Source organism: Rhodanobacter sp. Root179 (assembly GCF_001428465.1).
In the GTDB taxonomy this organism is placed as follows: domain Bacteria; phylum Pseudomonadota; class Gammaproteobacteria; order Xanthomonadales; family Rhodanobacteraceae; genus Rhodanobacter.
Map to the genome: position 1 here is coordinate 1 of NZ_LMHR01000046.1, position 25,252 is coordinate 25,252.

A 25,252-nucleotide genomic window follows, 5' to 3' on the forward strand; every position below is an offset into this window, starting at 1 on the left:
GGGGGGGGGGGGGGGGGGCCGCTCAGCCCGGTTGCGCCGGATTCGCGGCCGTTCGACGTCTGGCGCGCGGATGGCGACGGGAACCTTCGCTCACAGCGGATGTTGGCGATAGAACAGCTCAAGTTGTCGATAGACCGCGGGCAGGTGTTCGCGCAAGGCGGCGGGGGCTTCGAAGAACTGTTCGCTGAGGACGGCGAAGAATTCGGCGTGGCTTTCCAGGCCGTATGGATCGATCGGCAGATCGATGCCATGGCGCCGGGCTTCGCTCAGCTGCTCCCACGCGCTGGTGAAAGCCTGCGCCCATGCGCGGCGATCCATGCGTCGGTGCAGCGGCGGGAAGCCGTCGGCGTCGCCGTTCAACATGTCGAGCTTGTGCGCCATTTCGTGGACGACCACGTTGTGCCCGGGTTGCCGCCCGATCGCCTGCACGTCGTCCCACGACAGGATCACCGGTCCGCGGTTCCAGGCTTCGCCGGCCAGGATGTCGCGGCTGCGGTGCACCACGCCCGCGTCGTCCACTCGTTCGCGCTGCGGGCTGAAGGCGCGTGGGTAGACGATGATGCTGTGCCAGCCGTCGTACCAGTCGAGCCCGAGTTTCAGGATCGGCAGGCAGGCGTGGGTCGCCAGCAGGACGCGGTCGGCGTCGTCCAGATGCAGGCCCTCGACCGGCTCCAGCGACTTGCGTTCCAGGAACAGGGTGACCAGCACGCGCAGGTTGGCCTGGTCCGAGGCACCCAGCCGGCGCGCGGCGGCGCAGCGTCGCAGCGCGTCGCGCCAGAGTCCTTCGGCGATCGGTCGTCGCGCGACGAGGCGTCGTATGCGCCAGTTTCTGATTCTGTCGAACATGAGCACATCCCGAAGAGTCGTACGAACGCGAATCGGCGGCGTCGGCGGCGAGTCCTGTTCCGATGCCTGGCGGGCACGTGCTGGCGAAGCGTTGCCACGGCCTTTGGCCACGAACCCAGGAGATGGGGCGGACGCGGGCTCTTCACAATGCGCAGGCGGGAGCTTCCGCACAGTTGCCACAAACACGCTCCGCTACGGGAGCCCCGCACGCACGCATATCCGGAGCCAGGCATGACGCACGCGAAGCAGTTCCTCGGTCTGGTCGGCTGGCTGTTGCTGAGCTTCGTGGCCGCCGCCATCGGTGCGGTGGCTTCGGTACAGGCGGCCGATTTCTATCAGCAGCTGGCCCAGCCCTCGTGGGCCCCGCCGTCCTCGGTGTTCGGCCCGGTATGGTCGGTGCTGTATGCGCTGATGGGCATCGCTGCGTGGCTGGCCTGGCGCGAAGGCGGCTGGCACCGGCAGCGTGGCGTGCTCACGCTGTTCGTGATCCAGCTGGCGCTGAACGCGTTGTGGAGCTGGCTGTTTTTCGGCTGGCATCGCGGTGCGCTGGCCTTTGCCGACATCGTGGTGCTGTGGCTGCTGATCGTGGCCACGGTGCTCGGCTTCTGGCGCGTGCGAGCGCTGGCCGGCGCCTTGCTGCTGCCGTACCTGGGCTGGGTGGGTTTCGCCTCGGCGCTGAACTTCGCGGTGTGGCATCTGAATCCGCAGATGCTGGGCTGATGCTGCGGCGGGTTTCGAATTCAGCGGGCCAATGCCGCGTAGGCATCCAGCGCCTGCTGGCGTGACTGGCCGAGGTCGACCATCGGCGCCGGGTAACCGCTACGCCTGAGCAGGGCCGCGTCCTTCCACGGTTCGTGCAGCAATGCCACGGGCGCGTCGGCCAGCTCCGGCAACCAGCGGCGCAGGTAAGCGCCGTCGGGATCGAACTTCTTCGCCTGGGTGAGTGGATTGAACACGCGGAAATACGGCGCGGCATCCGCGCCGCAGCCGGCCACCCATTGCCAGCCCAAGGTGTTGTTGGCCAGGTCGGCGTCGACCAGGGTGTCGTGGAACCAGCGCGCGCCGTGCAGCCAGTGCTGGCGCAGGTTCCTGGTCAGGAAGCTGGCCACGATCATGCGCACGCGGTTGTGCATCCAGCCGGTGTGCCACAACTCGCGCATGCCGGCATCGACCAGCGGAATGCCGGTGCGGCCGCGTTGCCAGCGTTCGATCACGACTTCGTCGGCAGCGGCCCAGGCGAAATCGTCGAAGCGCGGGTTGAAGTTTTCCGTGGGCGTGTGCGGAAAGTGGAACAGCAGGTGATGGGCGAACTCGCGCCAGCCCAGTTCGCGCAGGAACGGTTCGAGGTCGGGTCGGCGCTGGGCGTCGGTAGCGCGGGCGCGGCGGTCCAGCTCGAAGTGGATCTGCCGTGGCGAGATCTCGCCGAAATGCAGATGCGGCGACAGCCGCGAGGTGCCGTGCCGCGCGGGCAGGTCGCGCGCGTGGGCGTAGTCGCTGATGGCGTCGTCGGCGAAAATTTCCAGCAGGTCGCGCGCGCCGGTTTCGCCCGGCTGCCAGTGCGCGTGCAGGCCGCCGGCCCAATCGACGCGCGGCAGCAGTTCCAGTGCATCGAGCGGAACGCCGCCGGGCAGTTCGCGCCAGCCCGGAACGCGCGGCGCCGGCAACGGTTCGACCGGTTGCAGTTCCGGCCGCAGCTTGCGCCAGTACGGCGTGAACACCTTGTACGGCTGGCCTTGCCCGGTGGCGATCCGCCATGGCTCGCACCACAACGCCGCGTTGTGGGTGTGCACCGCGATGCCGTCCTGCCGCAGGGCGCTCTTGAGCTGCGTGTCGCGCTCGATCGCGGCCGGCTCGTACAGGCGGTTCCAGTACACCGCGCCGGCACCGCTGCGACGGATCAGTTCGCGCAGGACGGCCAACAGCTCGCCACGGCGCAGGTGCAGGGCGGCGCCGGCGTCGCGCAGATCCCGGTCCAGCGCGCGCAGCGCATGATGCAGCCACCAGCGGCTGGCGGAACCGGCCGCGCAGGCTTCGTCATCGGCATGGATGAACACCGGCAGCACGTGGGCGTGCTCGGCGCAGGCCGAGCTCCACGCGGGATTGTCCGCCAGGCGCAGGTCGCGCCGGAACAGCATCAGCGCCGTGCTCATCGAGGCAGGCTCCGCGGCGGCACCGCGCTCAGAACCCGAACAGCGGCTGCAGCGTGCGCGCCATCCAGCTGGAAAACACCAGCGGGGCATCGGTGGCTGCCACGCAGATGCACGGCACGCCGGGTGAGGTCACCGGCTGGTGCAGGGTCTCGCCGTCCAGGTCGGCCACGTCGCCGGGGCCGAAGTGGCCGAGCAGGTCGTCGTAGGCGCCATCCAGGATCATCGTCAGTTCGCTGCCGCCGTGGCTGTGCAGCGGCAGTTTGCTGCCCGGCGCGATGCGCAGCAGCATCAGGTCGCCGCCGGCGATGCCGCTGGCGCGGATGCGCTGCACGCCCGGCGCCACGCGGCGCCAGCGCAACGCCCGCATGGACGGGCCGAACCACGGGTGCAGCGCGCTGGGTAGCCGGTCCGGGTTCCGCTCCTCGATGACCTCGGCGGGCGCCGTCGGCAGCGCCTCGGCCGGTTCGGCGTCGAGCAGGGCCAGCATCGCGGCGCGCGCATCGTCGGCCGGTACGTCGACGCGTTGCTGCTGCATCAGCACGCCACCGATCCGGTCGGCGTCGAGCAGGCGCTCGCGACAGGTGGTGCAGCGCTCCAGGTGGGCGGAGGCGACCACCGCCAGCGCGGCCGGCAAGGCGCCGGCGGAATAGCTGAGCAGGGTGGCGTCGTCGAGGTGGCGATTCGGCTTCATCGCGGGGCCCTCATGCTGCCCTGCAGTTTGGCAAACGAGCGCCGCAGCGAGGACTTGACCGAGCCCAGCGGCATGTCCAGCTCGCGGGCGATCTCGCTGTGACTTTTGCTTTCGAGGTAACACATGCGAACAAGCTTGGCCTGCACGGGTGGAAGGTGATCGATGGCCTGCTTCAGCAGATCCTGGTCGAAGGAGGATTCGGGTTGCGAGTCGAGCCGACCGGATTCGAGATGGTCGAGCCGGTCAAGACCTTCCTGGATCGGCAGCCAGTGCGGCTCCCTGCGCACGTGGTCGATGTAGAGGTTGCGTGCCACGCGATACAGCCAGGTGGCGAGGCTGGCGCGCGCCGGATCGAACATCGCGGCCTTGCGCCACAGCGTCAGCAGTGCCTCCTGCACCAGCTCGTCGGCGATCGACTCGGCCACGCCCAGGTTGCGCAGGTAGCGCTGCAGGCGCGGCGCGAAGTGATCGTAGATGCGCATGAAACTCGCACGGTCGCGCTGTACCGACACGGCCGCCATCTGTGCCGACCAGTACGATGCATCAGGCGCGCTGTGGTTCATGGGAGCGGACACGGATCGTTTGGCCCCGGCGGGCGTCATCCCGGTGACAGAGTGGTTCCGAACCATCATACGCAACTTCCCGCCCACGGCTGCGGCGCACCCCGACGCCGGGGTGTGCTCCATGCCGGTGCATACGGAGAAGCTGCGGATTCGGATTCATCGCAACCGGGGCGATGGTCGGAGATGCCGCATCACGAGTGGTGGGCCCACGAGGACTCGAACCTCGAACCAAGGGATTCGCGTGTTCCGGAGGTTTCCCTTCGGCGCGGACTATCTCTTCACCCTTCACACGTTGCATGGCTTCGTGCGGTTGGGGTGCGGGACGCTCTAGCCTGTCATCAAGGGCGCTGAAGCCCTCAGGTAGTCTCTGCACCTTCCGCCGGTGTACCGGCGGCTTGGCTCAGGGTTGCCACCGGCCGCGTCTGCGCCGCTGAGGTTTCCCTGAATTCATCCCGTTCCCGTCCATGCATTCCTGCACGGCGGCACCTTTCGATGAGTCCCCTGCTCTAACCATTGAGCTATAGGCCCGTATGCCTATGGTAGCAACGCCCGCAGGCAAAGCCACGCCTTGCGCGCGCTTTGGATTATGCTAATAGGATGAAATCCGAACTTGCCTGCATGGTGTGCGGTGCCATCCTGACAGGCAGGCAGCGCCGATTCTGTTCCCGGGTCTGCAAGAACCGGGATACCAATCATCGACACCAAAGCTACTCCAGCCAGCAGTTACGCGGCCTGTTACGCAAACGGCAACTGGTTGAGTCAGCGGGCGGATGCTGCGTGCGGTGTGGCTATCGCGCGAATCTTGCAGCGTTGACCTGGCACCATGGCAAACACGCACGCAAATCATTCAACCTCGACCTGCGCGCGCTCTCGAATCGGAGCATGGCTGAAGTCGAGCGCGAGCTGACCAAATGCATCTTGTTGTGCGCCAATTGCCATGCGGAAGAGCATCACCCCGAAATGGCCACGACAAATCGTGGTTCCAGAAAAGACAACGGCCGCATGCGCGACCGTTGAAAAGAAGCATCGCGGGCGAGCAGCTGTTACTCGACGTCGAGGAACGAGCGCAGCTGTTCGGAGCGGCTGGGATGACGCAGCTTGCGCAACGCCTTGGCTTCGATCTGGCGGATGCGCTCGCGGGTGACGTCGAACTGCTTGCCGACTTCTTCCAGCGTGTGGTCGGTGTTCATGTCGATGCCGAAGCGCATGCGCAGCACCTTCGCTTCGCGCGGGGTGAGGCCGGCGAGCACGTCGCGCACGGTTTCCATCAGGCCGGTTTCCGTCGCCGAGTCGATCGGCGAGCTGGCGTTGCCGTCCTCGATGAAGTCGCCCAGGTGGGAATCCTCGTCGTCGCCGATCGGGGTTTCCATCGAGATCGGTTCCTTGGCGATCTTCAGCACCTTGCGGATCTTGTCCTCGGGCATCTCCATTTCCTTGGCCAGTTCTTCCGGCGTGGCCTCGCGGCCGAACTGCTGGAGCATCTGGCGGGAAATGCGGTTCAACTTGTTGATCGTCTCGATCATGTGCACCGGGATGCGGATGGTGCGGGCCTGGTCGGCGATCGAACGGGTGATCGCCTGGCGGATCCACCAGGTGGCGTAGGTCGAGAACTTGTAGCCGCGGCGGTATTCGAACTTGTCGACCGCCTTCATCAGGCCGATGTTGCCTTCCTGGATCAGGTCGAGGAACTGCAGGCCGCGGTTGGTGTACTTCTTGGCGATCGAGATCACCAGGCGCAGGTTGGCCTCGACCATTTCCTTCTTGGCGCGACGGGCCTTCGCCTCGCCACTGGCCATGGCGCGGTTGATGTCCTTGATGTCGATCAGCGGCAGGAACAGCTTGCGCTCGATAGCGGCGAGCTTCTCCTGCTCGGCGTCGATCGCTTCGCGATGGGTCTTGATGTTCGGCGACCACTTCTGGCGCTTGCGGCCCAGTTCGGCCGCCCACTCGAGGTTGCCCTCGTTGCTGGGGAAGGTCTTGATGAACTCGGCCTTGGGCATCTTCACCTGCTTGACGAAGATGTCCAGCAGCACGCGCTCGTGATGGCGGATGTCGCCCACCACTTCGCGCAGCTTGCGCACGAAGCCGTCGATCAGCGCGGACGGCAGCTTGAGCTTGAGGAATTCCTCGGCCATCTGGTCGCGCAGCTTGACGATCTTTTTGTCGGTGATGCTGGCGGCTTTCGGGGCGGCCTTCTGGAACTTGCCGTAGTAGTCGCGCAGCAGCTCCATGCGGCGCTTGACCTCTTCCGGGTCGGGACCGCTGGGGCCGGCTTCTTCCTCGTCCTCGGCGGACTCGTCCTCGTCCTCGTCGCCTTCCTCGCCTTCCTCGACTTCGGGCGCGAGCAGGGCGGCGGCTTCCTTTTCCTTGCGGGCGAGGTCGGCGGCTTCTTCCAGGTCGAGGAAGCCGGCCAGGATTTCGCTGAGGCGGCGCTTGCCGTCCAGGTGCTGGTCGTATTCTTCCAGCAGCAGTTCGATGGTCAGCGGGAAGCTGGCCAGCGCGGTCTGCACCTGGCCGAGGCCTTCCTCGATGCGCTTGGCGATGGCGATCTCGCCTTCGCGGGTCAGCAGCTCGACCGTGCCCATCTCGCGCATGTACATGCGCACCGGGTCGGTGGTGCGGCCCACTTCGGCATCCACGGCGGAGAGCAGGGCCACCGCTTCTTCGGCGGCCGAGTCGTCGTCGCCGGAGCCGCCACCGGGGGCGGCGCCATCGGAGATGGTGTCGGTGTCCGGCGCGGCGTCGTGCACTTCGATGCCGACGCCCTTGAGCACCGCCATGATGTCTTCGATCTGCTCCGGATCGACGATGTCGTCGGGCAGGTGGTCGTTGATCTCGGCGTAGGTCAGGTAGCCCTGCTCCAGGCCCTTGGCGATGAGCGCCTTGATTTCAGACTGTTGCTCGTGGGGAGCTTTGCTATTCATTCACCGACCGCCGCAAGGTTCAAGAACCGGACATTATAGCGATGTGCTGCTTTTTTGACCAGTTTTCAAGTAGGAAAGGGTTGCGATCAGGCACGCAAAAATCGCGCCAAATCACGGAATTGCCGTGCATCGGCTGGCATCAGGCCGGGCCTCGCACGCGTCGATCCGTTCAGCCGGTGTCGAGCCAGAAAGTCACCGGGCCATCGTTCACCAGCTGCACCACCATATGGGCACCGAAGCGGCCGGTTTCCACCCCCGGGTGCGCCGCCCGCGCCGCGGCCAGCAGGTGCTCGAACCAGCGCCGCCCATGCTCGGGTGGCGCGGCGCGGGTGAAGCTGGGGCGCATGCCCGAGCGGGTGTCGGCGGCCAGGGTGAACTGGCTGACCAGCAGCAGGCCGCCGCCGGTGTCGCTGAGCGAGCGGTTCATCTTGCCGTTGTGGTCGGCGAACACGCGGTAGCCAAGCAGGCGTTCCAGCATGCGCCGGGATTGCGCCTCGCCGTCGTCCGGCTGCACTGCCACCAGCGCCAGCAGGCCGGGGCCGATGGCGCCGACCGTTTCGTCGTCCACGCTGACGCTGGCTGAAAGGACTCGCTGGATCAGGGCAATCATGGCGGTGCGGTGGCGAGGGAGTGCCCAGCTTACGGTGCCAACCGTCGCGGTGAAAGATCGGCGGAGCGTCGCTTACACTGCGCGGATGCGTATCGACATGTTTCTCGTCTATCTCCTGCTGCGCCTGCTCGCGTTGCTGCCACTGCGTGCGCTGCATGGCGTCGGTGCCGGCTTCGGCCGCCTGCGGCTGCGGCTCGGCGGCCGCACGGTGCGTAACACCGCGGTCAACCTGCGCATCGCGCGACCGCAGCTGGACGCGGCGGCACAATCGCGCCTGCTGCGTCAGGTCATGACGGAGAACGGCAAGTCGGGCAGCGAGATCGTCAAGGTCTGGGGTGCCGGTGCCGAGCGTGCGCTGGCGCTGGTGCGCGAGGTGCGCGGCGAGGCGCTGCTGGATGCCGCGCTGGCGGCGGGCAAGGGCGTGATCATCGCCGCGCCGCACCTGGGTTGCTGGGAATTGCTGAATTACTGGCTGTGCCGCAAGACGCCGATGGCGATCCTGTACCGGCCGCCGCGCTTCGCCGCGATCGAGGGGCTGCTGCGCAAGGTGCGCGGGGCGCTGGCGCCGGAGCAGGTGCGGGCCGATGGCGCCGGCGTGCGCACCTTGTACAAGCGACTGGCGGCGGGGGGCACGGTCGGCATCCTGCCGGACCAGAAGCCCCGCGCCGGCGAGGGCGAGTTCGCGCCGTTCTTCGGTCGCGATGCGCTGACCATGGTGCTGCTGCCGCGGCTGGCCGCCCGCACCCGCGCCAGCGTGCTCTATGCGTTTGCCGAACGGTTGCCGCACGGGGCGGGTTTCCGCATCCATCTGCTGCCGGCGCCCGCGGACCTCACCGATGCGGATCCGGCGACCGCCTGCCGCGCGCTCAACCAGGGCGTGCAGGATTGCGTGGAGCTGGCGTTCGCGCAGTACCAGTGGCAGTACCGGCGCTATTCCGCCGTGGGGCTGGTCAATCCCTATGACGGGAAAAACGGCTAGGACGTCGCCACACGCGCCGGATTTCCCCGGCGCTCAGCCGAGCCGGCGCAGGAACACGGTCATTTCCTTTTCGGCCTGCTTGTCGCCGCGCGCGGTGGCCGCGCCGATGCCGCTGCGCCACGCGGCGGCCGCCGCTTCGTTGTCACCGCTGGCCAGGCAGGCCTTGCCCAGCAGCTTCCACGCGGCCGAGTAGCCCGGGTCGAAATCCGTGGCGCGCTGCAGCTCCCCGATCGCCGCCGCGTGGTCGCCCTCGGCGAGCAGGGCGCTGCCCAGCGAGAAGCGCAGCAGCGCGCCGTCACGGGGACCGCCGCATTGCCGGCGCAGGTTGGCGATCTGTTCGGCGCTCATGGCCGTGGCGAGTAGCGGCGGTCGTCCGACGGGTAGACGCGGGTGGGCTGCGCCGGCTCGGGCGGCGTTTGCCCCGCGCGCAGGTCGGCGAGTGCAACGGCTGGCCAGACTTCCAGCCACGACGAGCGAAACGGCTGCACCAGCAGAGCATAGCGCAGTGCCGTGGCATCCGGCTGGTCCACGCGGCGCACCACCACGCCATCCGGGTGGGCGCGGGAGAAATCCTGGATCGCCTGGTCCTGCACCGCCTGATTGCCGAACAGTTCCTGGATCGGCCGGGTCAGCCGGCCTTCGAAATGGAACTGGCCCTCGTAGTTGCCGAGGAAGGCGATCGGCCGCCCGGCCTGCTCGGCGGCGCCCAGCATCTGCGAGATCGGCCGCAGGTCGAAACGGTTCCACAGGGTCAGGGTGAACAAGGTGTTGAGGGCCAGCACGCCGATCAGCCCGGCCACCGCCAGGCGGCGCAGTTCGCCACGGCCGCGCAGCAACACCAGGGCGCCCAGCAGCAGGAACACCACGCTGAAGTAACGGCTGTAGGGCGCGGCGGCATCCGGCCATTCGCCATGCAGGTGGTTGCCGGCGACCAGCAGCGGCAACGCGAACAGGAGCAGGGCGAACACGATGCTGCCAAGGGCCAGTGGCCAGGTGCCCAGCCAGCCGCTGGCCGCCACGACCGGGCGGCGCTCGCGCAGCACGGCGATCGCACCGGCCATCAGCAAGGCCATGCCACCCAGTTCCGGCAGCGGGTAGTAGACCTGCTTGCCGCTGATCAGCGAGAACACCACGAAGCCCGGCACCAGCCAGCACAGTGCGAAGCGCAGGCCCGACTCCAGCGGCCGACGCAGGCTGGCCACGGCCACCCACATGCGCGGCCAGCCGCTGAACGGGAACAGCATCACCGGCAGCCACAGCAGGTAGAACCAGAACGGTTCGGCGTGATTCTGCAGGTCCTTGCCCTGGGCCAGCTTGTCGACCACGCGACCGGCGGTCTGGGTGAAGAACAGCCGCTGCCGGTACGCCTCGCCGCCGGAGAATCCGGCCGGCAGCGCCCAGGCCAGCAGCATGGCGCCGCCGAGCAGGAAGGACAGCAGGCCGCGACCGTACCAGCGCGCGCGATGCTCGCTGGCCCAGTCGCTCCACAGCGGGCCGAGCAGCCACGGGAACACCACGTGGAGCAGCATCACCGGGCCCTTGGTCAGCAGGCCGAGGCCCAGGCACAGGCCGAACAGCAGCCAGCGCGGCTCGGCGCGTTGCGACTTCGGGGTCAGGCACAGCAGCGCCGCCAGCGTCCATGTCGCCAGCAGCACGTCGTACATGATCTGCAGGCCGAACAGGAAGGCGTAGCCGAAGGCCAGCAGCATCCACGGCGTCGCCCTGGCCATCCACGGCCGGTGCGGGAAGAGTCGGCGTGCCAGCAGCGAGACCAGCACCAGCTGGGCGCCGCCGACCAGCACCTCGAGGATCCGCGGCCACACGTCGCTGACGCCGAACACGAACCAGCCGCCCTGGATCAGCCAGAACAGCAGCGGCGCCTTCTCGCTATAGGGCTGGCCGTTGATGTGCGGCACCAGCCAGTGACCCTGGTTCCACATTTCCCACGCCACCGCGAGGGTGCGGGTGGAATACAGCGGCATCGGCCCGTGCGAGAAGATCGCCGCCAACGCCACCACGGCCCACAGCGGCAGCCACGGCCAGACGGCGCGAAGATGTTCGGAACGGCTATACGGGCTCAGTGACACGGGCAGGCTCTTGGCGGGCAGGGGATGATTCTAGCCTGCGCGGCGTGGCGGCAAGTGGCGCAGGTGCACGCATCGGTCAGGCCGGGCCCCAATAACCGATGCGCCGGCGGATCTTCAGCTTGCGCCACAGGTTCAGCGGCTTGCGCCGGCGATTCTTCGCGCCGCGGGCGATGAAGGTGTCGATCGCGTCGAGCACCCGTTCGCTGGAATGGCCGTCGCGGTAGGGATGGATCGCGTCGGCGTAGTCGCGGATCGCCTGCATCAGCTCCGGCGGCCGCGCCAGCGCCCGCTCGATCGCGCTCTCGAACTGCGCCGGGTCGTCGATGTCGATCAGCTGCGGGCCGGGGCGGCGGTTCTTGAACGTCACCACCGGCTTGCCGGTGAGCAGGAATTCGTTGAGTGCGGAGGAGGTGTCCGAGCACATCATGTCGACCTGCGGGAACAGCTCCAGGATGTTGTCGTTCTCGGCGAACGTGAGGTACTCGTTCTGCAGCGCCTTGAACTTCGCCGTGGTCTCCGGGTTCATCTTCGGGTGGAAGGTGACGATCCAGCGCCAGCGGCCATCGCGCGACAGCCGCCGCACTTCCTCGTACAGCGTCTCGGCCGCGCTCCACGAGGGCGAGAAGGTGGAGTGGTAGAGGATCACCGGGGGCTGGCGCACCGGCGGCAGCGGGCCGTCGATCTGCTTCATGAACGGATCGATCTTGGGGAAACCGGTCTCGATCACGCTGAAGTGGCCGACCTTGTCGGCGATCGCCTGGAACTGGGCGGTGTCGCGGGGGCCGGTGGTGCAGTACAGGTCGAAGAAGCCGCGCACGTAGATGTGCCGGGGCTTGCCGGCGTCGAAACCGTGGAAGGTCTCCACCTTCACGCCGGGAAAGAAGTGCGGCACCGCGTTGGACGAGGTGATCACCGCGATCGGATGCCAGGCGCGCACCTCGGCCACGCTCAGCAGGCGCTCGCCTTCGACCAGGTCTTCCGCGCCGGGGCCGTCGAAGAACCAGGCGGTCTCGTCGCCGCGGGCGCGGATGGCTTCCTGCAACGGGCGCAGGATCGCCAGCGCGTAACGCTCGGAGCCGTACAGGAGGTAGTGCTTCTTGGGAGTCATCAGCGATCGATTTCGTGTTTGTGGAGCAGGGCCGCCGCGCTCGCCACCGACTCGGGATGGTTGACCATCTCGTAATAGCGCATGCGTTTGTACAGCGCGTAGCTGGCCGCGGTCTGGGCGATCAGGAAGCCGCGCCAGCCGTCCAGGAAGGCCAGCCGGAACAGGTAGTCCTTGAGGAAGGCCAGCAGGTAGACGAACGGTGCCTGCCACATCCGCACCGGCTTGCGCCTGTCCAGCCAGTCGCGGCATTTCAGCTCGGCGTAGCGCAGTACCTTCAGCTGCTTGTGCGCCAGGCTGGGATTGTTGGCGTGGTCGAAGGCGGCGCGCAGCGTGGGCGCGACACCGTCGAAGCGCAGCGATTCGTGCACCCGCGCATCACTCCAGCGCGCACGGCCGCGATGGTATAGCCGCGCCAGTTTCTCGCCCACGTTCGGCCGGTACCAGCGCATCGGCCGGCCCATGTAGATCGTGCGGCGGCGCAGGTACGCCGCCGGGGCGTCGCCCGCCATCAGCCCGGGCAGGCGCTGCTGCAGTTCCACCGCGAGTTCCGGGCTGAGCCATTCGTCGGCATCCAGCACCAGAATCCAGTCATGGCTGCACTGGTTGCTGGCGAAATTGCGCTGGGCACCGAAGCCGAGCCAGTCCTGCTGGATCACGCGGGCGCCATGCGCCCGGGCAATCGCCACGGTGTCGTCGTCGCTGCCCGAGTCCACTACCAGTTTTTCGGCCGCGAACGGCACGCTGTCCAGGCAGCGGGCGATGCTTCCGGCCTCGTTGTGGGTGATGACGGCGAGGGTCAGCGGGAGGGTCGGCATGGGCGGGATTCTAGCCCATGCCCCGATTCACCCGGGTGGAGGCGACGTGGCGGCGGTTAATTCGCCCATTCGGCCAGCCAGGTCGCAACTTCGCGGCGCCATCCATGACAAAATTCACTGGCGTCGATCGACCGTGCGTGCTCCGGCACGCCCCTGCCATCGAAATTAACGGCCGTCCATGAAACGAATCCTTGTCACTGGTGGCGCTGGCTTCCTTGGCTCGCACCTGTGTGATCGACTGCTTCGCGACGGCCATGACGTGTTATGCGTGGACAACTTCTTTACCGGCAGCAAGCGCAACGTGGCGCACCTGCTCACACATCCGTATTTCGAACTGATGCGGCATGACGTGACCTTTCCCCTCTATGTGGAAGTGGAGCGCATCTTCAACCTGGCCTGCCCGGCCTCGCCGGTGCATTACCAGCATGATCCGGTGCAGACCACCAAGACCAGCGTGCATGGCGCGATCAACATGCTGGGCCTGGCCAAGCGGGTAAAGGCGCGCATCCTGCAGGCTTCCACCAGCGAGGTCTACGGCGACCCTGAGGTGCATCCGCAGATGGAAGGTTACTGGGGCAAGGTCAACCCGATCGGTATCCGCAGCTGCTACGACGAAGGCAAGCGCTGCGCCGAAACGCTGTTCTTCGACTACCACCGCCAGCACGAGCTGGACATCAAGGTGGTGCGCATCTTCAACACCTACGGCCCACGCATGCACCCGAACGATGGGCGGGTGGTGAGCAACTTCATCATGCAGGCGCTGCACGGGGAAGACATCACCATTTACGGCGACGGCAGCCAGACGCGCAGCTTCTGTTACGTCGACGACCTGATCGAGGTGATCGTGCGGATGATGGATTCCGGGCACGGCTTCACCGGCCCGGTGAACATCGGCAACCCGATCGAGTACACCATGCTCGAACTGGCCGAGAAGGTGATCGCCCTGGTCGGCGGACGCTCGAAACTGGTGAACAAGCCGTTGCCGTCGGATGATCCGCGCCAGCGCCAGCCGGACATCTCCGTGGCGCGCGACCGGCTCGGCTGGCAGCCGAGCGTGACGCTCGAAGACGGCCTCAAGGAAACCATTGCCTATTTCCGTCGGCTGCGCGAGGAGGGTGGGGCGGCATGACCAGCTTCGCGGTCGTCATCACCAGTTACAACTATCGGGATTTCGTCGGTACGGCGGTCGACAGTGCGCTGGCGCAGACCCGCGCGGCGGCGCAGGTCATCGTGGTCGATGACGGCTCCGGCGACGGTTCGGCGGATCACCTGCGCGAACGCTACGGCAACGATCCGCGGGTCACCCTGGTCTGTGGCGAGAATGGCGGCCAGCTGGTGGCCTTCCAGCGCGGCGTGGCACGCGCCACGGCCGACGTGATCTGTTTTCTCGATGCGGACGACCGCTGGGAAGCGGACTATCTGTCGCGCCTGGGTGAGCTGTACGACGGCCGCCGCGATGTCGATTTCGTGTTTTCCGACACGCAGCTGTTCGGCGACGAAAATCGCTGGATGGGTTATTCGGAGCGCTCGCATGACCTGGGCTATACCGCCATCAGCACCTACATGCTGATGCACTGGTACGGTGCGCCGACTTCGGCGTTGTCGATGCGAGCGCTGTGGGCGCGGCGCACGCTGGAACTGCCGGAGGAATTGAGCCATACGTGGCGGCTGTCCGCCGACAACTGCCTGGTGTTCGGCGCCAGCGTGCTGGGCGCACGCAAGTATTACCTGCGCACCGGCGCCGTGCATTACCGCATCCACGGCAACAATGGCTGGTGGGGAAAACAGACAGCGACCAGCATCTATCTCAACCGCTTCCGCTCGCGTTGCCTGATCGAGATCTATGCCAGGAACATCGGCCTGGACACGCGCTCCGTCGACAATGCCAAACACGAGTTCCGCACCAAGCCCGAGCCATCCTGGCGTGAGGCCAGGCGTTACGCCAGGATGGTGCGCATGCGTCGCGGCAGCTGGCTGGGCAACCTGAATCGCGCGTTGTCCATCCTCGGCCCGGTCTGGTGGCGCGGCATCCGTGGCGGTCATCGCCTGACCGGCGACGAATGAGCGGGGTTGCCGTGCGCATCAGTGTCGCCGTGATCACCTACAACTGGCCGAGCGCACTGGCGCTGGTGCTGCAGGCGCTGGCGGCGCAGAGCGAGCTGCCGTACGAAGTGATCGTCACCGACGACGGCTCGCAACCGGCCACTCGCGGGCTGCTCGAAAACATCGCGCCCGGCTATCCGGTGCGGCTGGTCCACCTGTGGCAGCCCGACGATGGTGCGCGCATGAGCCGCGCGCGCAACCGGGCGATCGCCGCCGCCCGGGGCGACTACCTGATCCTGCTCGATGGCGACATGGTGGCCGAGCGGCACTTCGTCGCCGACCACCACGCGTTCGCCCGCCGCGGCTGCTTCGTGCAGGGGTCGCGGGTGCTGACCGACGCCGGACTGACCCGGCGGATGCTGGAAGAGGCCGTGCCGATGCCCGGGTTCCTCAGCCGGGGCATCGAGCGTCGGCGACACACGCTGCGGCTGCCGGCGCTGGCGCAGTGGTATGCCCGGCCGGGCACCAAGCAGCGCGGCATCAAGAGCTGCAACATGGCGTTCTGGCGCGACGACCTGCTGCGCCTGAATGGCTTCAACGAGGCGATGACCGGCTGGGGGCGCGAAGACACCGAACTGGCGATACGCGCCTTCCACGCCGGGCTGCTGCGGCGCGAACTGCGTTTCAGTGCGCTGGCGACCCATCTCTACCATCCCACCCGCAAGCATGTGGTGGGCAATCCGAACGACCTCATCGTCGACGACACCCGGGCACGCGGGCTGGTCCGCTGCGAGCAGGGTGTGGATGGCCATCTGGCCGAATTCGCCCAGCCACCGGCGGATCTGCGCCCCGGCTGACGGCACGCCGGGAACAAGACGGCTGGTCAGGCCAGCTGGGCCAGCGCGACATCCACCCGCTGCGCGAATGTCGCATCGTTGGTCTCGAACCATTCCCGCGCCTGCCGGCCCAGGCTGGCCAGTTCGGAGAACGGCATGCTGGTGAGTCGTTCGATCGCCTCTTCCAGCGCCGATTCGTCGAATTGATGGATGGATGCGAGGTTGAACGAGCCTTTCCCGATGGCTTTCACCAGCACGCCGCGGTCCGCTTGCACCAACTCGTTCATCGGGGCGGCATCGGAGGTGATCACCACGGCGCCGCAGCTCATCGCCTCGGCGATGTAATGGCCCCAGCCTTCGGTTTCCGACAGGCACAGATGGAACAGGTGGGCATTCTGCAGCTGGCGTATCTCGCCCTCGTCGCACACGTGGCCCAGCCGGTGCTCGATGTTGGCTGGCATCGGCCCGGCCGCCTGCACGGCTGTTCGCGGTGACTGCAGCACCAGCAGCTTCGGCCATTCCGGATGGCGTCGCCACAAGGCCAGCAGGCGCTCCGTGCCCTTCATCCGGCTGGCACCGGCCAGGTGCAGGAAGCTGGCCTTGCGCGGAACGGCGGCATCGAGGCAGTCGGTGCTGTCGAAGCCAATGTGCAGGGTGCGGCAACCGAGTGACTTGAACAGGTCGACGCCGTAGCGCGTCTTGCACAGGATCGCGTCGTAGCGCGGCAGGTATCGCCGGCTGCGGGGTGACAGCCATTCCGGATTGGGCACCAGCAGATTCAGCCGGGCCAGCGCGCACCAGTCCGGCCGGACGTGCTCCAGGGCGATGTTGATGTCGTACGGCGTCCTGCGCCAGTCGGCGTGGCGCAGGCGTTGCCACCACATCCGCACACGCTGCATGAAGGCCTGCCGGCGACCGTCATGCCGGCGCGGGCCGAGCCGGGTCACCTGAACCTCGTGGCCCAGTCCGGTCAGCGTGCGGCACAACAGGCGGAGGTCGTGGGTGAGGCCGCGCTGGTTGTCCCAGGCAAGCAGGTTGATTCGGGCCATGTGGATCGACTTCAGGGAAGGGCGGGATGGCGCAGCTGTCGACCGATGCCGACCGTCAGCCCCAGCACGAGGAACAGGAAAAGTGATTGCGGCATCGCCCGATAAAACACATTGTCAGTGAACGCACAGAGACTGTAGAGGCCGATCACCATCAAGCCGGCGACCGCTGCACAGGCCACCGGCTCCTGCGGATGGTTCAGATGGCGGGCGAAGAAGACCGCCGGCACGATCAGCAACAGCAACAGCACCAGCAGCGCCGGCACGCCTCCGGCGACCATCGATTCGAGATATTCGCTGTGCGGGTGCACGTACCCGGCGATCGTGGCGCTGGCCTTGCCGGCGGCCACCTGCGCGCGCGCATACACGCCGAACTGGTCCAGCCCGATACCGGCCAGCGGATGCTCGGTGAATGCCTGCCATGCGGTGCGCCACATCTCCAGGCGCTCGCCGATGGCGCCGGTGCTGCCGGCGGCGCTGTCGCCGTACTTGCTGATCTGGGCGGGCACATCAGCCAGCCGGTCGATCATTTCCCGGTGCAGGGTGGCGGTCACCGCCAGCATGCCGACCAGGGTGGCGGCCAACGGAATGAGCACGCGCTTCCAGTGCCTCGTGCGGATCGCATGCCACGACATCAGGCCGAGGAACACCGGCGCGAACGACAGCAGCGGCCCACGACTCTGGGTAAGCACCGCGCCATAAAGACCCACCACCACCGCCGCGCCGTGCAGCCAGCGGTCAGCGCGACGCGTGTCCGGCCGTATTGCCTGCAGCATCGACAACAGCGCCATGATCAGCAGGTACATCGCGAACTCGACCGACGCCCAGTCGCCACCGTTCAGGCCGTAGGGACGATCGACACCCATGCCGTAACGTTGAACTATGCTGGCTGCGCCCAACAGCAGCGTGGTCAGGCTGAAGCCGATCGCGATCACGCGCTGTTGCAACGGCAGGGTGAAGACGGCGGCAACCCCCAGGAACAACAGTGTCTGTGCCGGCAGGTCGAGGGTCTTGCCGTCGAGCCCATGGCCGAGGAAGTTGCCGATGTCATAAAGCAGGCGCAGCAGGCACACGGCGATCACCGGCCATACTCTTCGGAAAATGCTGCGGGTCTCCGCGCGCGTGATCAGCAGGAGCAGGCCGGCGGCAAACAGCAAAGCCATCGGCAACGTCTTCAAACGCCCGGATATGGCAAAACACAAAGGCATGACCGCGAGCAGCAGTGAAGCCGCCGGGATCTTCCATGAAGCTTCTCGTTCGTGCACGGGCCAACCTTCTGAACCTGAAACTCCCCCTCAGCACATGCTAACCGGTGCTTGTCGCCGGCAAGCCCTCTGGACGCGCTGGTGTAACGCTCGGGTTCATTCGCAGTATGCATGGTAGTGGACGAATTGCGTCCCGGGGCGTTTTCGCAGCGTGATCACAGCCATTCATCGGCTTCCGGTTCGGCGATGCCTGTCGGCGCGCAGCCGGGTTTCACCGCGTCAGCCTGGAACATCCACCATTCGCGGCGGTTGGCGTGACCGACATGGATGGCGCGCTGGCGATCCACGCAGTCACCCATCGCCTGGTCGAGGCTGAAAATCCAGCGCCGCGACGCATCCTGCTGCAGCCAGGCCACGGCATCGGCGTACTGCTGCGGCCAGGGTTTCAGGAAGCCGAACTCGGCCACCGGGCCCTGGGCCATCAGCAGGTTCTGTTCCTTCCAGGCGAGCAGGCCGATCTCGGCCTGCGGCCCGGCGATGGAGCGTGCCTGCAGCATCACGTCGCGGGCAGAGCGATCGCCGTTGAGCATCGGATAGCCCCACAGGCCATAGACCCCCCAGAGGGCACCGGCAAACAGCAGCCAGCCCAGCGGCGCGTGGCGTACCCGGGTGAACGCCACGATGACCAGGCCGGCCAAGCCGATCGTCAGCAGCAGCCACCAGATCCGCGGGTCGAGGCTTTGCTCGATCTTCACCGCCCAGGCCGGGTGGCGATGGATTGCCAGCGCGGCCACCGCCGCGAGCACCGCAGACAACAGCAGGGTCAGTGCGAACACCGCGATGCGCACGCCGCGTCGCCGCAGCAGGCCGGGCAGCAGTGGCGCCAGTGCCAGCGCCATCATCGGCAGGGCCGGCAGGATATAGACGTCGCGCTTGCCCGGACTGAACGAGAAGAACAGCACGATCAGCACGATCCAGCCCAGCGGCAACAGCAAGCGCGCATCGCGACGCTTCAGTCGCCGCCACCAGGCTGGCAGCGCCCACGGCAACAGCAACGACAGGGGCAACCAGTCGAGCGCGATGATGCCGAGGAAATAGAACGGCGAATGGATGTGTCCGGTGGGCGTGGCGTAGCGATGCACGGTCTGCCCGAACAGGATGTTCTGCACGTATTCGGCGTGCTGCGGATCGCCATCGGCACGGGCCACCAGCAGCATCGGCAGCAGCCAGCCCAGGATCGGCACGAAGAACAGCGCCAGCCCGCCAACCCAGCGCCAGCGGCCCGCGGGCAGCGCCAGTGAGCGCCAGTGGCCGCGCCGGGCGACCAGATAGGGAGCCAGCATCAGCAAGGCCAGCACGCCGACGCCCTTGGTCGCCACGCCCACGCCGGCGAAGAAGCAGCCCGTGGCGAACCAGCGCCAGGACGGCCCCAGCAACAGGTGGCGCAGCAGGCCGTAGTTGGCCAGCGTCATCCAGCCCAGCAGCAGCGGGTCGATCTGCGCGTTGCGCATCTGGTAGGTGAAGTGGATGGTGACCAGCAGCGTGGCCGTGGCCAGCAGGGCGCTGCGGTGGTTCCACAGCCGTCGGGCCAGGTCGTAGACCAGCACCAGTGCGCCCAGCGCCGCCGCCAGCGACGGCAGCAGGAAGGCCACGCGCCAGCTGCGGGTGAGAAAGTAGGCGAGTGCCTGCAGCCACATGAACACCGGCGGCTTGTCCGGATACAGCTCGTGGCCCCGGTGCGGGAACAGCCACTGGCCGTGCTCGACCATCCAGCGGGCGACCAGGGCGAAACGCGGCTCGTCGGACGGCCACGGATCGCGCAGGCCCAGCCCCAGGCCGAGCAGCAGCAGGGCGAATACGCCGAACAGCAGGATTTCGGTGCGCGCATCGCGCAACCACAGCGGGTGCGCGCGCGACAGGGGCACGGGGGACTTCATGACGTCGGGGATCCGTCAGCAGTGCGAGGGCGCGGCAAGCATAGCGCGCCGATATCGGCGCGGCGTGAACCACGACCTCAGGGCTGTTTCTGCAACACCGCGTAATACATGCCGTCGAGGTCGCCGTCACCGGGCAGGATCTGCCAGCCGGTCGCCGCTGGCTGTCCGGCGGGCAGGCTGAAGGGCACGACCTCGGCGTCAGCCTGGGCCGCCAGCAACTCGCCCACGATCGCCTCGTTCTCGGCGCGCAACACCGAGCAGGTGATGTAGACCAGCCGCCCGCCCGGCGCCAGCAATGGCCACAGCGCGGACAGGATGCGGCGTTGCTGCGCGTGCATCGTGGCGATGTCGCTTTCGCGCCGATGCAGGCGCACATCGGGGCGACGACGCAGCACGCCGGTGGCCGAACAGGGCGCGTCGATCAGGATGCGGTCGAACGGCTGGCCTTTCCACCAGCCCTTGGGTGCACCCGCGTCACCGATCACCACCTTCGCATTGAGGCGCAGCCGCATCAGGTTCTGGCGGATGCGCTCGGCCCGCGGGGCGTCGAATTCAAGCGCGGTCAGGTCGATGTCGGCGCGTTCGAGCAGATGGCAGGCCTTGCCGCCGGGCGCGGCGCAGGCATCGAGCACGCGCAGGCCATCGCGCAGGTCGGCGAGGTCGGCGGCGACCTGCGCGGCACCGTCCTGCACGGCGAAATGGCCGTCCTCGAAGCCGGGCATGCGGGTGACGTCGCCGCTGTGCGGCAGCACCAGTGCGTCGGCCAGCCAGGGATGCGCTGCCGCTTCGTAGCCGGCCGCGCGCAACTGTTCGATCAGGGCGTCGCGTTCGCTGCGCTGGCGGTTGATCCGCAGCATCAACGGCGGTTCGCCGTTGTCCGCGGCCATCACCGCTTCGGCCTGTGCGGGCCAGTCGCGCTGCAATGCGTCGGCCAGCCACTGCGGATGGGCGTGGCGGGTCTGTGCCTTCGCGTCGAGCCTGGCCAGCAGGCTGCTGCGTTCGCGCTGCCAGCGGCGCAGCACGGCGTTGACCAGGCCGGCCAGTTGCGGCCGCTTCAGCGCTCGCACGGCTTCGACCGTGGCGGCCACCGCGGCGTAGTCCTGCAGTTCCAGGATTTCCAGCTGGACCAGGCCGAGCACCAGCAGCGCATGCACGGCCGGATCCTTGTGCCGCAGCGATTTTTCCAGCAGGCCGTCGACGGCGGCGTCGAAACGCAGCCACCAGCGCGCGCCTTCGCTGAGCAGGGCCATCAGCAGGGCGCGATCGCGCGGATCGGCGAGCTTCGGCGCGTCGCGTTGCATGACCTCGCGCAGCGAGGCGCCACGCAGGGCGATTTCAGCCAGTCCCCTGGCGGCCAGTGCGCGGGTGTCGACCTTCATGGCAGGCGTCGCAGTTCGGGCCGGGCATTCAGATAATCGACCGCCCCGATGCGCTTGCCGCCGGCGCGTTGCACGGCGGTGACCCGCAACACGCCGGTGCCGCAGGCCAGGTCGATGCCCTGCCGCCCCGCGCCCAGCACCTCGCCGGGTGGCGTCTGATGATCCTGGGCGATCGCCTGCGCTGCCCACACCCGCAGGGTCTCGCCGGCGATCTCGCCTTCCGCCACCGGCCACGGATCGAACGCGCGCACCTGCTGCTCAAGGGCGATCGCGGGCCGGCTGAAGTCGAGCTTCGCCTCGGCCTTGTCCAGCTTGTGTGCGTAGGTCACGCCTGCTTCGGGCTGTGGCGTGGCCAGCAGGGTTTCGCCGGCCAGGGTGCGGCGCAGGCCTTCGGCCAGCGCGTCGGCGCCGAGCCGCGAAAGCCGGTCATGCAGCGAGCCGCCGGTGTCGTCGCGACCGATCGGCGTGCGTCGCTGCAACATCACCGGGCCGGTATCCAGGCCAGCTTCCATCTGCATCAGGTCGACGCCGCTCTCGGCATCGCCGGCCAGGATCGCGCGCTGGATCGGCGCCGCGCCGCGCCAGCGCGGCAACAGGCTGGCATGCACATTCCAGCAGCCGAGCCGCGGGATCGCCAGCACCTTGCGCGGCAGGATCAGGCCGTAGGCGACCACCACCAGCAGGTCAGGTCGCCAGGCCGCCAGCGCCTGCTGCACCTCGGCGGACTTCAGCGACTCGGGTTGTTCGACCGGGATGCCGGCGGCCAGCGCGGCCTGCTTGACCGGACTGGGCGTCAGTTTGCGGCCCCGTCCCGCGGGACGGTCAGGCTGCGTATAGACGGCCACCACCTCGGCGCCGCTGTCGCGGCAGGCTTCAAGGCAGGGCACGGAAAAGTCGGGCGTACCAGCGAAAACGATTCGCAGACCCCGGCGGTCAGGCTCGGCGCCGCTCAAGCACCGACCGCCTGCTTGCGGTGCTTCTCCAGCCGCTTCAGCAGCAGGCTGCGTTTCAGCGGTGACAGGTAGTCGACGAACACCTTGCCTTCCAGGTGATCCAGCTCGTGCTGGATGCACACGGCCAGCGGGCCTTCGGCCTCGATGACGATGTCCTTGCCGTCGACGTCCTGGGCCTGCACCTTGACCGCCAGTGCGCGGGTCACGTCGGCGTACAGGCCGGGGAAGGACAGGCAACCTTCCTGATAGACCTGCGAGCCGTCCTTCTCGAGGATGCGGGCGTTGATCAGTACCAGCGGCTGGTTGCGCTCGTCGCTCATGTCAGCCACCAGCACGCGCTGGTGCACGTTGACCTGGGTGGCGGCGAGGCCGACGCCGTTGGCGGCGTACATGGTTTCCAGCATGTCGGCGACGAACTGCTTCAGCTTCGCGTCGAACACGGTCACCGGCTCGGCGCGGGTGCGCAGGCGCGGGTCGGGGAATTCAAGAATGGACAATACGGACATGATTTTTACCTCGGCGCCGAAAATGCGGGCGATTTGGTAAAAAGCCACCCTCGGAGCCATCTAGAATGTGTCTCATTGTACGTCGGCAAGCATCCGAGTGCAGACGATTTTTGCCAACTCGCACCTGTTGCGCGGGTTAACCATTCGGTTACACTCGACCGAGCATCTGGGGAAGGGGGATTCCCACCAATGATCAAGAAAATTATCGTGTTGCTGACGGGCATGCTGGTCACCGTGGCGGTCTATGCCGCGGGGGCGCAACTTCGCGCCGACCACCCCGACAGCTACACCGTTCGCCGCGGCGACACCTTGTGGGCAATCTCCGCCAAGTTCCTCGCCAAGCCGTGGCTGTGGCCGGAGATCTGGCAGGCCAACCCCCAGGTGCGCAACCCCCACCTGATCTATCCCGGCGACGTGCTCAACCTGTCCTTCATCAATGGCCCCCGCGTGGGCCTGCAGCCCAGCGTCCATCGCGAAGGTGACGCGATTCCCGCCATTCCCCTGTCCGAACTGAAAATGTTCCTCAAGGAAATGCGGGTGATGGACTCGAACGCGGTGAGCTCCGCGCCTTACGTGGTGGGCCTCGAAGAGTCCCGTCTGCGTGGTGCCGTCGGCCAGAACCTGTACGTGCGTGGCCTGCAGGGCGAGCCGGGCCAGCGCTGGGCCATCGTGCGTCCGACCCACGTGTTCCGCGGCTTCAACCAGGATGACGCCTCCAGCGCCGACCTGGTCGCCCACGACATGGACAGCAACGCGGCGATGGTCAAGGCGCCGTGGAGCGAGGATTCGCGCAACGACGGCCATTACGGCAAGGGCGACGACCTCGGTGTCGAAGTCAGCGTGATCGGCACCGCCGAGACGCTGCGCACCGGCGATCCGGCCACCCTGCTGCTGCTCAACGCGACCCAGGAAGTGCGCAGCGGCGATCGCATCATGCCGATCGACGACAAGCCGTACGACGCCTACTACTACCCGCATGCGCCCAAGTCGGTGCCCGCCGATGCCAAGGTGATCGGCTTTGCCGACGCGATGGCCGCCGCCGGTCCCCGCCAGGTCATCATGCTGTCGGTGGGTGCCCGCGACGGGATCGACAACGGCAGCACGTTCACGATCTTCCAGCCGGGCGAGACGATCCACGACGACGTGGCCAGCAACAGCATGAACCGTGGCTTCGGCGAGACGGTCAAGCTGCCCGACGAGTACGTCGGCCACGTGATGGTGTTCCGCACCTTCGACCGGGTCAGCTACGGCCTGGTGATGGACGGCCTGCGTCCGGTGAGCATCGGCAGCCGGCTGACCGCGCCGCAATAAGCCGCAGCGGCATCTTCCTACACGACGGCGCGGTTTCCACCGCGCCGTTTTCTTTGCCGGGTGCTCCGTAAACTCGACGCATGACCAGGGACGATCTGCAGGAACAACGCGCGTGGCTGATCGCCCTGCGCACGCCGGGGCTGGGGCCGGGCGGGCTGCGGGCCCGGCTGGATGCGGCCGGCGGAGACATGCACGCCGCGCTGGCGCAATTGCAGCGCCAGGCGACATCCCTGGGTGAGCCCGCGCAGGCCTGGCTGGCCCGGCCCGATGCCGCGCTGCTGGATGCGGACATGGCCTGGCTGGCCGAGCCAGCCCGTCGCCTGCTGCGCTGCACGGACGCGGACTTTCCGCCGCTGCTGGAAGACATCCCGCAGCCACCGGCCGCGCTGTTTGTGGTAGGTGACAGCGATCTGCTGCTGTATCCGCAGGTGGCGATCGTGGGAGCCCGCAGCGCCAGCGCCAAGGGGCTGGCCCATGCCCGGGCGTTTGCCACGGCGCTGGCCGACGCCGGCTTCGCGATCACCAGCGGCATGGCCGACGGTGTCGACGGCGCCGCCCATGCCGCGGCCCTCGATGCCGGGGCGAAGACAGTGGCGGTGATCGGCACCGGGCCCGATCGCGTCTATCCCCGCAAGCACCATGCGCTGGCCCGGCGGATCGCGGCCGAGGGCGCGATCGTCAGCGAGTTTCCTCCCGGCACGGCGGCGCGCCCCGATCATTTCCCCCGTCGCAACCGGATCATCTCCGCGCTGGCGCTGGGCACCTTGGTGATCGAGGCGGGGCTGAAGTCCGGTTCGCTGATCACCGCCCGGCTGGCGGCCGAGCAGGGCCGCGAGGTATTTGCGCTGCCCGGTTCCATCCATGATCCGCTGGCCCGCGGATGCCACCAGTTGATCCGCGACGGCGCCCGGCTGGTCGAGACGGCGACGGAAATTGTCGAGACATTGGCGCCTGCAGCGCGCATGCTTGGCGGCCAGCTGGCTGCCCGGCTGGACTCGGCGGGGTCGGATGCTGCTGATCCGCGAGCCGTCGGAACCCCGGGAATCGATCGTTCCGGTCCTTGCGGCGATCCGGATTATCGGCGGCTTTTGACTGAACTTGGTCATGCGCCGGCGACGTTGGACGAACTTGTGCAGCGTACCGGGCAGTCTGCCGGCGCGCTTTCGTCGATGCTGCTGATGCTGGAACTGGAGCGGCGCGTCGAGAGCCTGGCAGGCAATCGCTACCAGCGCCTGCCGGACGGCTGAGCCTCGCCGGCGTGGC

Annotated in this window: 24 protein-coding genes; 8 read left to right on the forward strand and 16 right to left on the reverse strand. The window is 67.5% G+C overall.

Annotation, left to right across the window (positions count from 1 at the left end; translation table 11 throughout):
- Positions 1-90: 90 nt before the first annotated feature.
- On the reverse strand, positions 91-846 hold the full coding sequence (locus tag ASD82_RS02790; RefSeq protein ID WP_056715086.1) for a M90 family metallopeptidase: 756 nt from the start codon (positions 844-846) through the stop codon (positions 91-93).
- Positions 847-1,077: 231 nt separating this feature from the next.
- Between ASD82_RS02790 and ASD82_RS02795 the strand changes: the two genes are divergently transcribed.
- Positions 1,078-1,566: a TspO/MBR family protein gene (locus tag ASD82_RS02795; RefSeq protein WP_056715089.1), complete on the forward strand. Its 489-nt coding sequence runs from the start codon at positions 1,078-1,080 to the stop codon at positions 1,564-1,566.
- 20 nt (positions 1,567-1,586) lie between these two features.
- Here ASD82_RS02795 and ASD82_RS02800 read toward each other — a convergent pair whose 3' ends face one another.
- Genes ASD82_RS02800 through ASD82_RS02810 form a run of 3 tightly spaced genes read right to left on the reverse strand, consistent with a single transcriptional unit; the run spans position 1,587 to position 4,250 of the window.
- Complete coding sequence (locus ASD82_RS02800; protein ID WP_056715092.1) at positions 1,587-2,996, reverse strand: deoxyribodipyrimidine photo-lyase; 1,410 nt, start codon at positions 2,994-2,996, stop codon at positions 1,587-1,589.
- Positions 2,997-3,024: 28 nt separating this feature from the next.
- Positions 3,025-3,687, reverse strand: a complete 663-nt coding sequence (locus ASD82_RS02805; protein ID WP_056715095.1) for a ChrR family anti-sigma-E factor — start codon at positions 3,685-3,687, stop codon at positions 3,025-3,027.
- Positions 3,684-4,250, reverse strand: coding sequence for a sigma-70 family RNA polymerase sigma factor (locus tag ASD82_RS02810; RefSeq protein WP_007808632.1), 567 nt, complete (start codon positions 4,248-4,250; stop codon positions 3,684-3,686). Before ASD82_RS02810 ends, ASD82_RS02805 begins: the two co-directional genes overlap by 4 nt.
- Before the next feature lie 597 nt (positions 4,251-4,847).
- Between ASD82_RS02810 and ASD82_RS17580 the strand changes: the two genes are divergently transcribed.
- Positions 4,848-5,267 (forward strand): hypothetical protein, encoded by a 420-nt coding sequence (locus tag ASD82_RS17580; protein ID WP_157598738.1) that lies wholly within the window; start codon positions 4,848-4,850, stop codon positions 5,265-5,267.
- 26 nt (positions 5,268-5,293) lie between these two features.
- On the opposite strand, the gene rpoD is transcribed toward ASD82_RS17580, so the two are convergent.
- Complete coding sequence (rpoD, locus tag ASD82_RS02815) at positions 5,294-7,174, reverse strand: RNA polymerase sigma factor RpoD (protein WP_056715098.1); 1,881 nt, start codon at positions 7,172-7,174, stop codon at positions 5,294-5,296.
- Positions 7,175-7,343: 169 nt separating this feature from the next.
- A complete protein-coding gene (gene dtd / locus ASD82_RS02820; RefSeq protein ID WP_056715101.1) occupies positions 7,344-7,784 on the reverse strand; it encodes a D-aminoacyl-tRNA deacylase in 441 nt (146 codons plus the stop codon).
- Positions 7,785-7,869: 85 nt separating this feature from the next.
- Here dtd and ASD82_RS02825 point away from each other — a divergent pair, with 85 nt between their 5' ends.
- On the forward strand, positions 7,870-8,763 hold the full coding sequence (locus ASD82_RS02825; RefSeq protein ID WP_056715104.1) for a lipid A biosynthesis acyltransferase: 894 nt from the start codon (positions 7,870-7,872) through the stop codon (positions 8,761-8,763).
- 33 nt (positions 8,764-8,796) lie between these two features.
- Here ASD82_RS02825 and ASD82_RS02830 read toward each other — a convergent pair whose 3' ends face one another.
- The 4 genes from ASD82_RS02830 to ASD82_RS02845 form a co-directional block, all read right to left on the reverse strand.
- Entirely contained in the window at positions 8,797-9,111 is a 315-nt protein-coding gene (locus ASD82_RS02830) for a tetratricopeptide repeat protein (protein WP_056715106.1), read from the reverse strand.
- Positions 9,108-10,850, reverse strand: a complete 1,743-nt coding sequence (locus tag ASD82_RS02835; protein WP_056715109.1) for a glycosyltransferase family 39 protein — start codon at positions 10,848-10,850, stop codon at positions 9,108-9,110. Before ASD82_RS02835 ends, ASD82_RS02830 begins: the two co-directional genes overlap by 4 nt.
- Positions 10,851-10,926: 76 nt before the next feature.
- Complete coding sequence (locus ASD82_RS02840) at positions 10,927-11,958, reverse strand: CDP-glycerol glycerophosphotransferase family protein (protein WP_056715111.1); 1,032 nt, start codon at positions 11,956-11,958, stop codon at positions 10,927-10,929.
- Positions 11,958-12,773, reverse strand: a complete 816-nt coding sequence (locus ASD82_RS02845; RefSeq protein WP_056715114.1) for a glycosyltransferase family 2 protein — start codon at positions 12,771-12,773, stop codon at positions 11,958-11,960. Before ASD82_RS02845 ends, ASD82_RS02840 begins: the two co-directional genes overlap by 1 nt.
- A 178-nt stretch (positions 12,774-12,951) precedes the next feature.
- On the opposite strand from ASD82_RS02845, the gene ASD82_RS02850 reads away from it, so the two are divergent.
- Genes ASD82_RS02850 through ASD82_RS02860 form a run of 3 tightly spaced genes read left to right on the forward strand, consistent with a single transcriptional unit; the run spans position 12,952 to position 15,673 of the window.
- A complete protein-coding gene (locus tag ASD82_RS02850) occupies positions 12,952-13,902 on the forward strand; it encodes a UDP-glucuronic acid decarboxylase family protein (RefSeq protein WP_056715117.1) in 951 nt (316 codons plus the stop codon).
- Positions 13,899-14,837: a glycosyltransferase family A protein gene (locus ASD82_RS02855; protein WP_056715120.1), complete on the forward strand. Its 939-nt coding sequence runs from the start codon at positions 13,899-13,901 to the stop codon at positions 14,835-14,837. Before ASD82_RS02850 ends, ASD82_RS02855 begins: the two co-directional genes overlap by 4 nt.
- Positions 14,838-14,848: 11 nt before the next feature.
- Positions 14,849-15,673, forward strand: coding sequence for a glycosyltransferase (locus ASD82_RS02860; protein ID WP_056715152.1), 825 nt, complete (start codon positions 14,849-14,851; stop codon positions 15,671-15,673).
- 26 nt (positions 15,674-15,699) lie between these two features.
- On the opposite strand, the gene ASD82_RS02865 is transcribed toward ASD82_RS02860, so the two are convergent.
- From ASD82_RS02865 to def, 6 genes are all read right to left on the reverse strand, one after another.
- Positions 15,700-16,701, reverse strand: coding sequence for a glycosyltransferase family 4 protein (locus ASD82_RS02865; protein ID WP_056715122.1), 1,002 nt, complete (start codon positions 16,699-16,701; stop codon positions 15,700-15,702).
- A gap of 11 nt (positions 16,702-16,712) precedes the next feature.
- Entirely contained in the window at positions 16,713-17,861 is a 1,149-nt protein-coding gene (locus ASD82_RS02870) for an O-antigen ligase family protein (protein WP_235577696.1), read from the reverse strand.
- A 257-nt stretch (positions 17,862-18,118) separates the two neighbouring features.
- Positions 18,119-19,840, reverse strand: coding sequence for a glycosyltransferase family 39 protein (locus ASD82_RS02875; protein WP_056715127.1), 1,722 nt, complete (start codon positions 19,838-19,840; stop codon positions 18,119-18,121).
- Positions 19,841-19,917: 77 nt separating this feature from the next.
- A complete protein-coding gene (gene rsmB / locus ASD82_RS02880; protein WP_056715130.1) occupies positions 19,918-21,219 on the reverse strand; it encodes a 16S rRNA (cytosine(967)-C(5))-methyltransferase RsmB in 1,302 nt (433 codons plus the stop codon).
- Positions 21,216-22,142: a methionyl-tRNA formyltransferase gene (gene fmt, locus ASD82_RS02885; protein ID WP_157599166.1), complete on the reverse strand. Its 927-nt coding sequence runs from the start codon at positions 22,140-22,142 to the stop codon at positions 21,216-21,218. Before fmt ends, rsmB begins: the two co-directional genes overlap by 4 nt.
- Positions 22,143-22,168: 26 nt before the next feature.
- Positions 22,169-22,678 (reverse strand): peptide deformylase, encoded by a 510-nt coding sequence (def, locus tag ASD82_RS02890; protein WP_056715155.1) that lies wholly within the window; start codon positions 22,676-22,678, stop codon positions 22,169-22,171.
- 189 nt (positions 22,679-22,867) lie between these two features.
- Here def and ASD82_RS02895 point away from each other — a divergent pair, with 189 nt between their 5' ends.
- Both ASD82_RS02895 and dprA read left to right on the forward strand, forming a co-directional pair.
- Entirely contained in the window at positions 22,868-23,989 is a 1,122-nt protein-coding gene (locus tag ASD82_RS02895; protein WP_056715136.1) for a LysM domain-containing protein, read from the forward strand.
- An 80-nt stretch (positions 23,990-24,069) separates the two neighbouring features.
- The gene (gene dprA / locus ASD82_RS02900) at positions 24,070-25,236 is read left to right on the forward strand and encodes a DNA-processing protein DprA (protein ID WP_056715139.1); all 1,167 of its coding nucleotides are present in this window, start codon (positions 24,070-24,072) and stop codon (positions 25,234-25,236) included.
- Positions 25,237-25,252 lie beyond the last annotated feature (16 nt).

Excerpts from the sequence above, each read along its gene's own strand:
- ASD82_RS02875 (WP_056715127.1), bottom strand. The coding sequence starts at position 19,840 with ATGAAGTCCCCCGTGCCCCTGTCGCGCGCGCACCCGCTGTGGTTGCGC.
- ASD82_RS02850 (WP_056715117.1), top strand. The coding sequence starts at position 12,952 with ATGAAACGAATCCTTGTCACTGGTGGCGCTGGCTTCCTTGGCTCGCAC.
- ASD82_RS02870 (WP_235577696.1), bottom strand. The coding sequence starts at position 17,861 with ATGGCTTTGCTGTTTGCCGCCGGCCTGCTCCTGCTGATCACGCGCGCG.
- ASD82_RS02845 (WP_056715114.1), bottom strand. The coding sequence starts at position 12,773 with ATGCCGACCCTCCCGCTGACCCTCGCCGTCATCACCCACAACGAGGCC.
- ASD82_RS02790 (WP_056715086.1), bottom strand. The coding sequence starts at position 846 with ATGTTCGACAGAATCAGAAACTGGCGCATACGACGCCTCGTCGCGCGA.
- ASD82_RS02795 (WP_056715089.1), top strand. The coding sequence starts at position 1,078 with ATGACGCACGCGAAGCAGTTCCTCGGTCTGGTCGGCTGGCTGTTGCTG.
- ASD82_RS02810 (WP_007808632.1), bottom strand. The coding sequence starts at position 4,250 with ATGAACCACAGCGCGCCTGATGCATCGTACTGGTCGGCACAGATGGCG.
- def (WP_056715155.1), bottom strand. The coding sequence starts at position 22,678 with ATGTCCGTATTGTCCATTCTTGAATTCCCCGACCCGCGCCTGCGCACC.
- ASD82_RS02855 (WP_056715120.1), top strand. The coding sequence starts at position 13,899 with ATGACCAGCTTCGCGGTCGTCATCACCAGTTACAACTATCGGGATTTC.
- dtd (WP_056715101.1), bottom strand. The coding sequence starts at position 7,784 with ATGATTGCCCTGATCCAGCGAGTCCTTTCAGCCAGCGTCAGCGTGGAC.
- ASD82_RS02825 (WP_056715104.1), top strand. The coding sequence starts at position 7,870 with ATGCGTATCGACATGTTTCTCGTCTATCTCCTGCTGCGCCTGCTCGCG.
- rsmB (WP_056715130.1), bottom strand. The coding sequence starts at position 21,219 with ATGAAGGTCGACACCCGCGCACTGGCCGCCAGGGGACTGGCTGAAATC.
- ASD82_RS02865 (WP_056715122.1), bottom strand. The coding sequence starts at position 16,701 with ATGGCCCGAATCAACCTGCTTGCCTGGGACAACCAGCGCGGCCTCACC.
- ASD82_RS17580 (WP_157598738.1), top strand. The coding sequence starts at position 4,848 with ATGAAATCCGAACTTGCCTGCATGGTGTGCGGTGCCATCCTGACAGGC.
- ASD82_RS02830 (WP_056715106.1), bottom strand. The coding sequence starts at position 9,111 with ATGAGCGCCGAACAGATCGCCAACCTGCGCCGGCAATGCGGCGGTCCC.
- ASD82_RS02840 (WP_056715111.1), bottom strand. The coding sequence starts at position 11,958 with ATGACTCCCAAGAAGCACTACCTCCTGTACGGCTCCGAGCGTTACGCG.
- ASD82_RS02805 (WP_056715095.1), bottom strand. The coding sequence starts at position 3,687 with ATGAAGCCGAATCGCCACCTCGACGACGCCACCCTGCTCAGCTATTCC.
- ASD82_RS02895 (WP_056715136.1), top strand. The coding sequence starts at position 22,868 with ATGATCAAGAAAATTATCGTGTTGCTGACGGGCATGCTGGTCACCGTG.
- rpoD (WP_056715098.1), bottom strand. The coding sequence starts at position 7,174 with ATGAATAGCAAAGCTCCCCACGAGCAACAGTCTGAAATCAAGGCGCTC.
- ASD82_RS02800 (WP_056715092.1), bottom strand. The coding sequence starts at position 2,996 with ATGAGCACGGCGCTGATGCTGTTCCGGCGCGACCTGCGCCTGGCGGAC.
- dprA (WP_056715139.1), top strand. The coding sequence starts at position 24,070 with ATGACCAGGGACGATCTGCAGGAACAACGCGCGTGGCTGATCGCCCTG.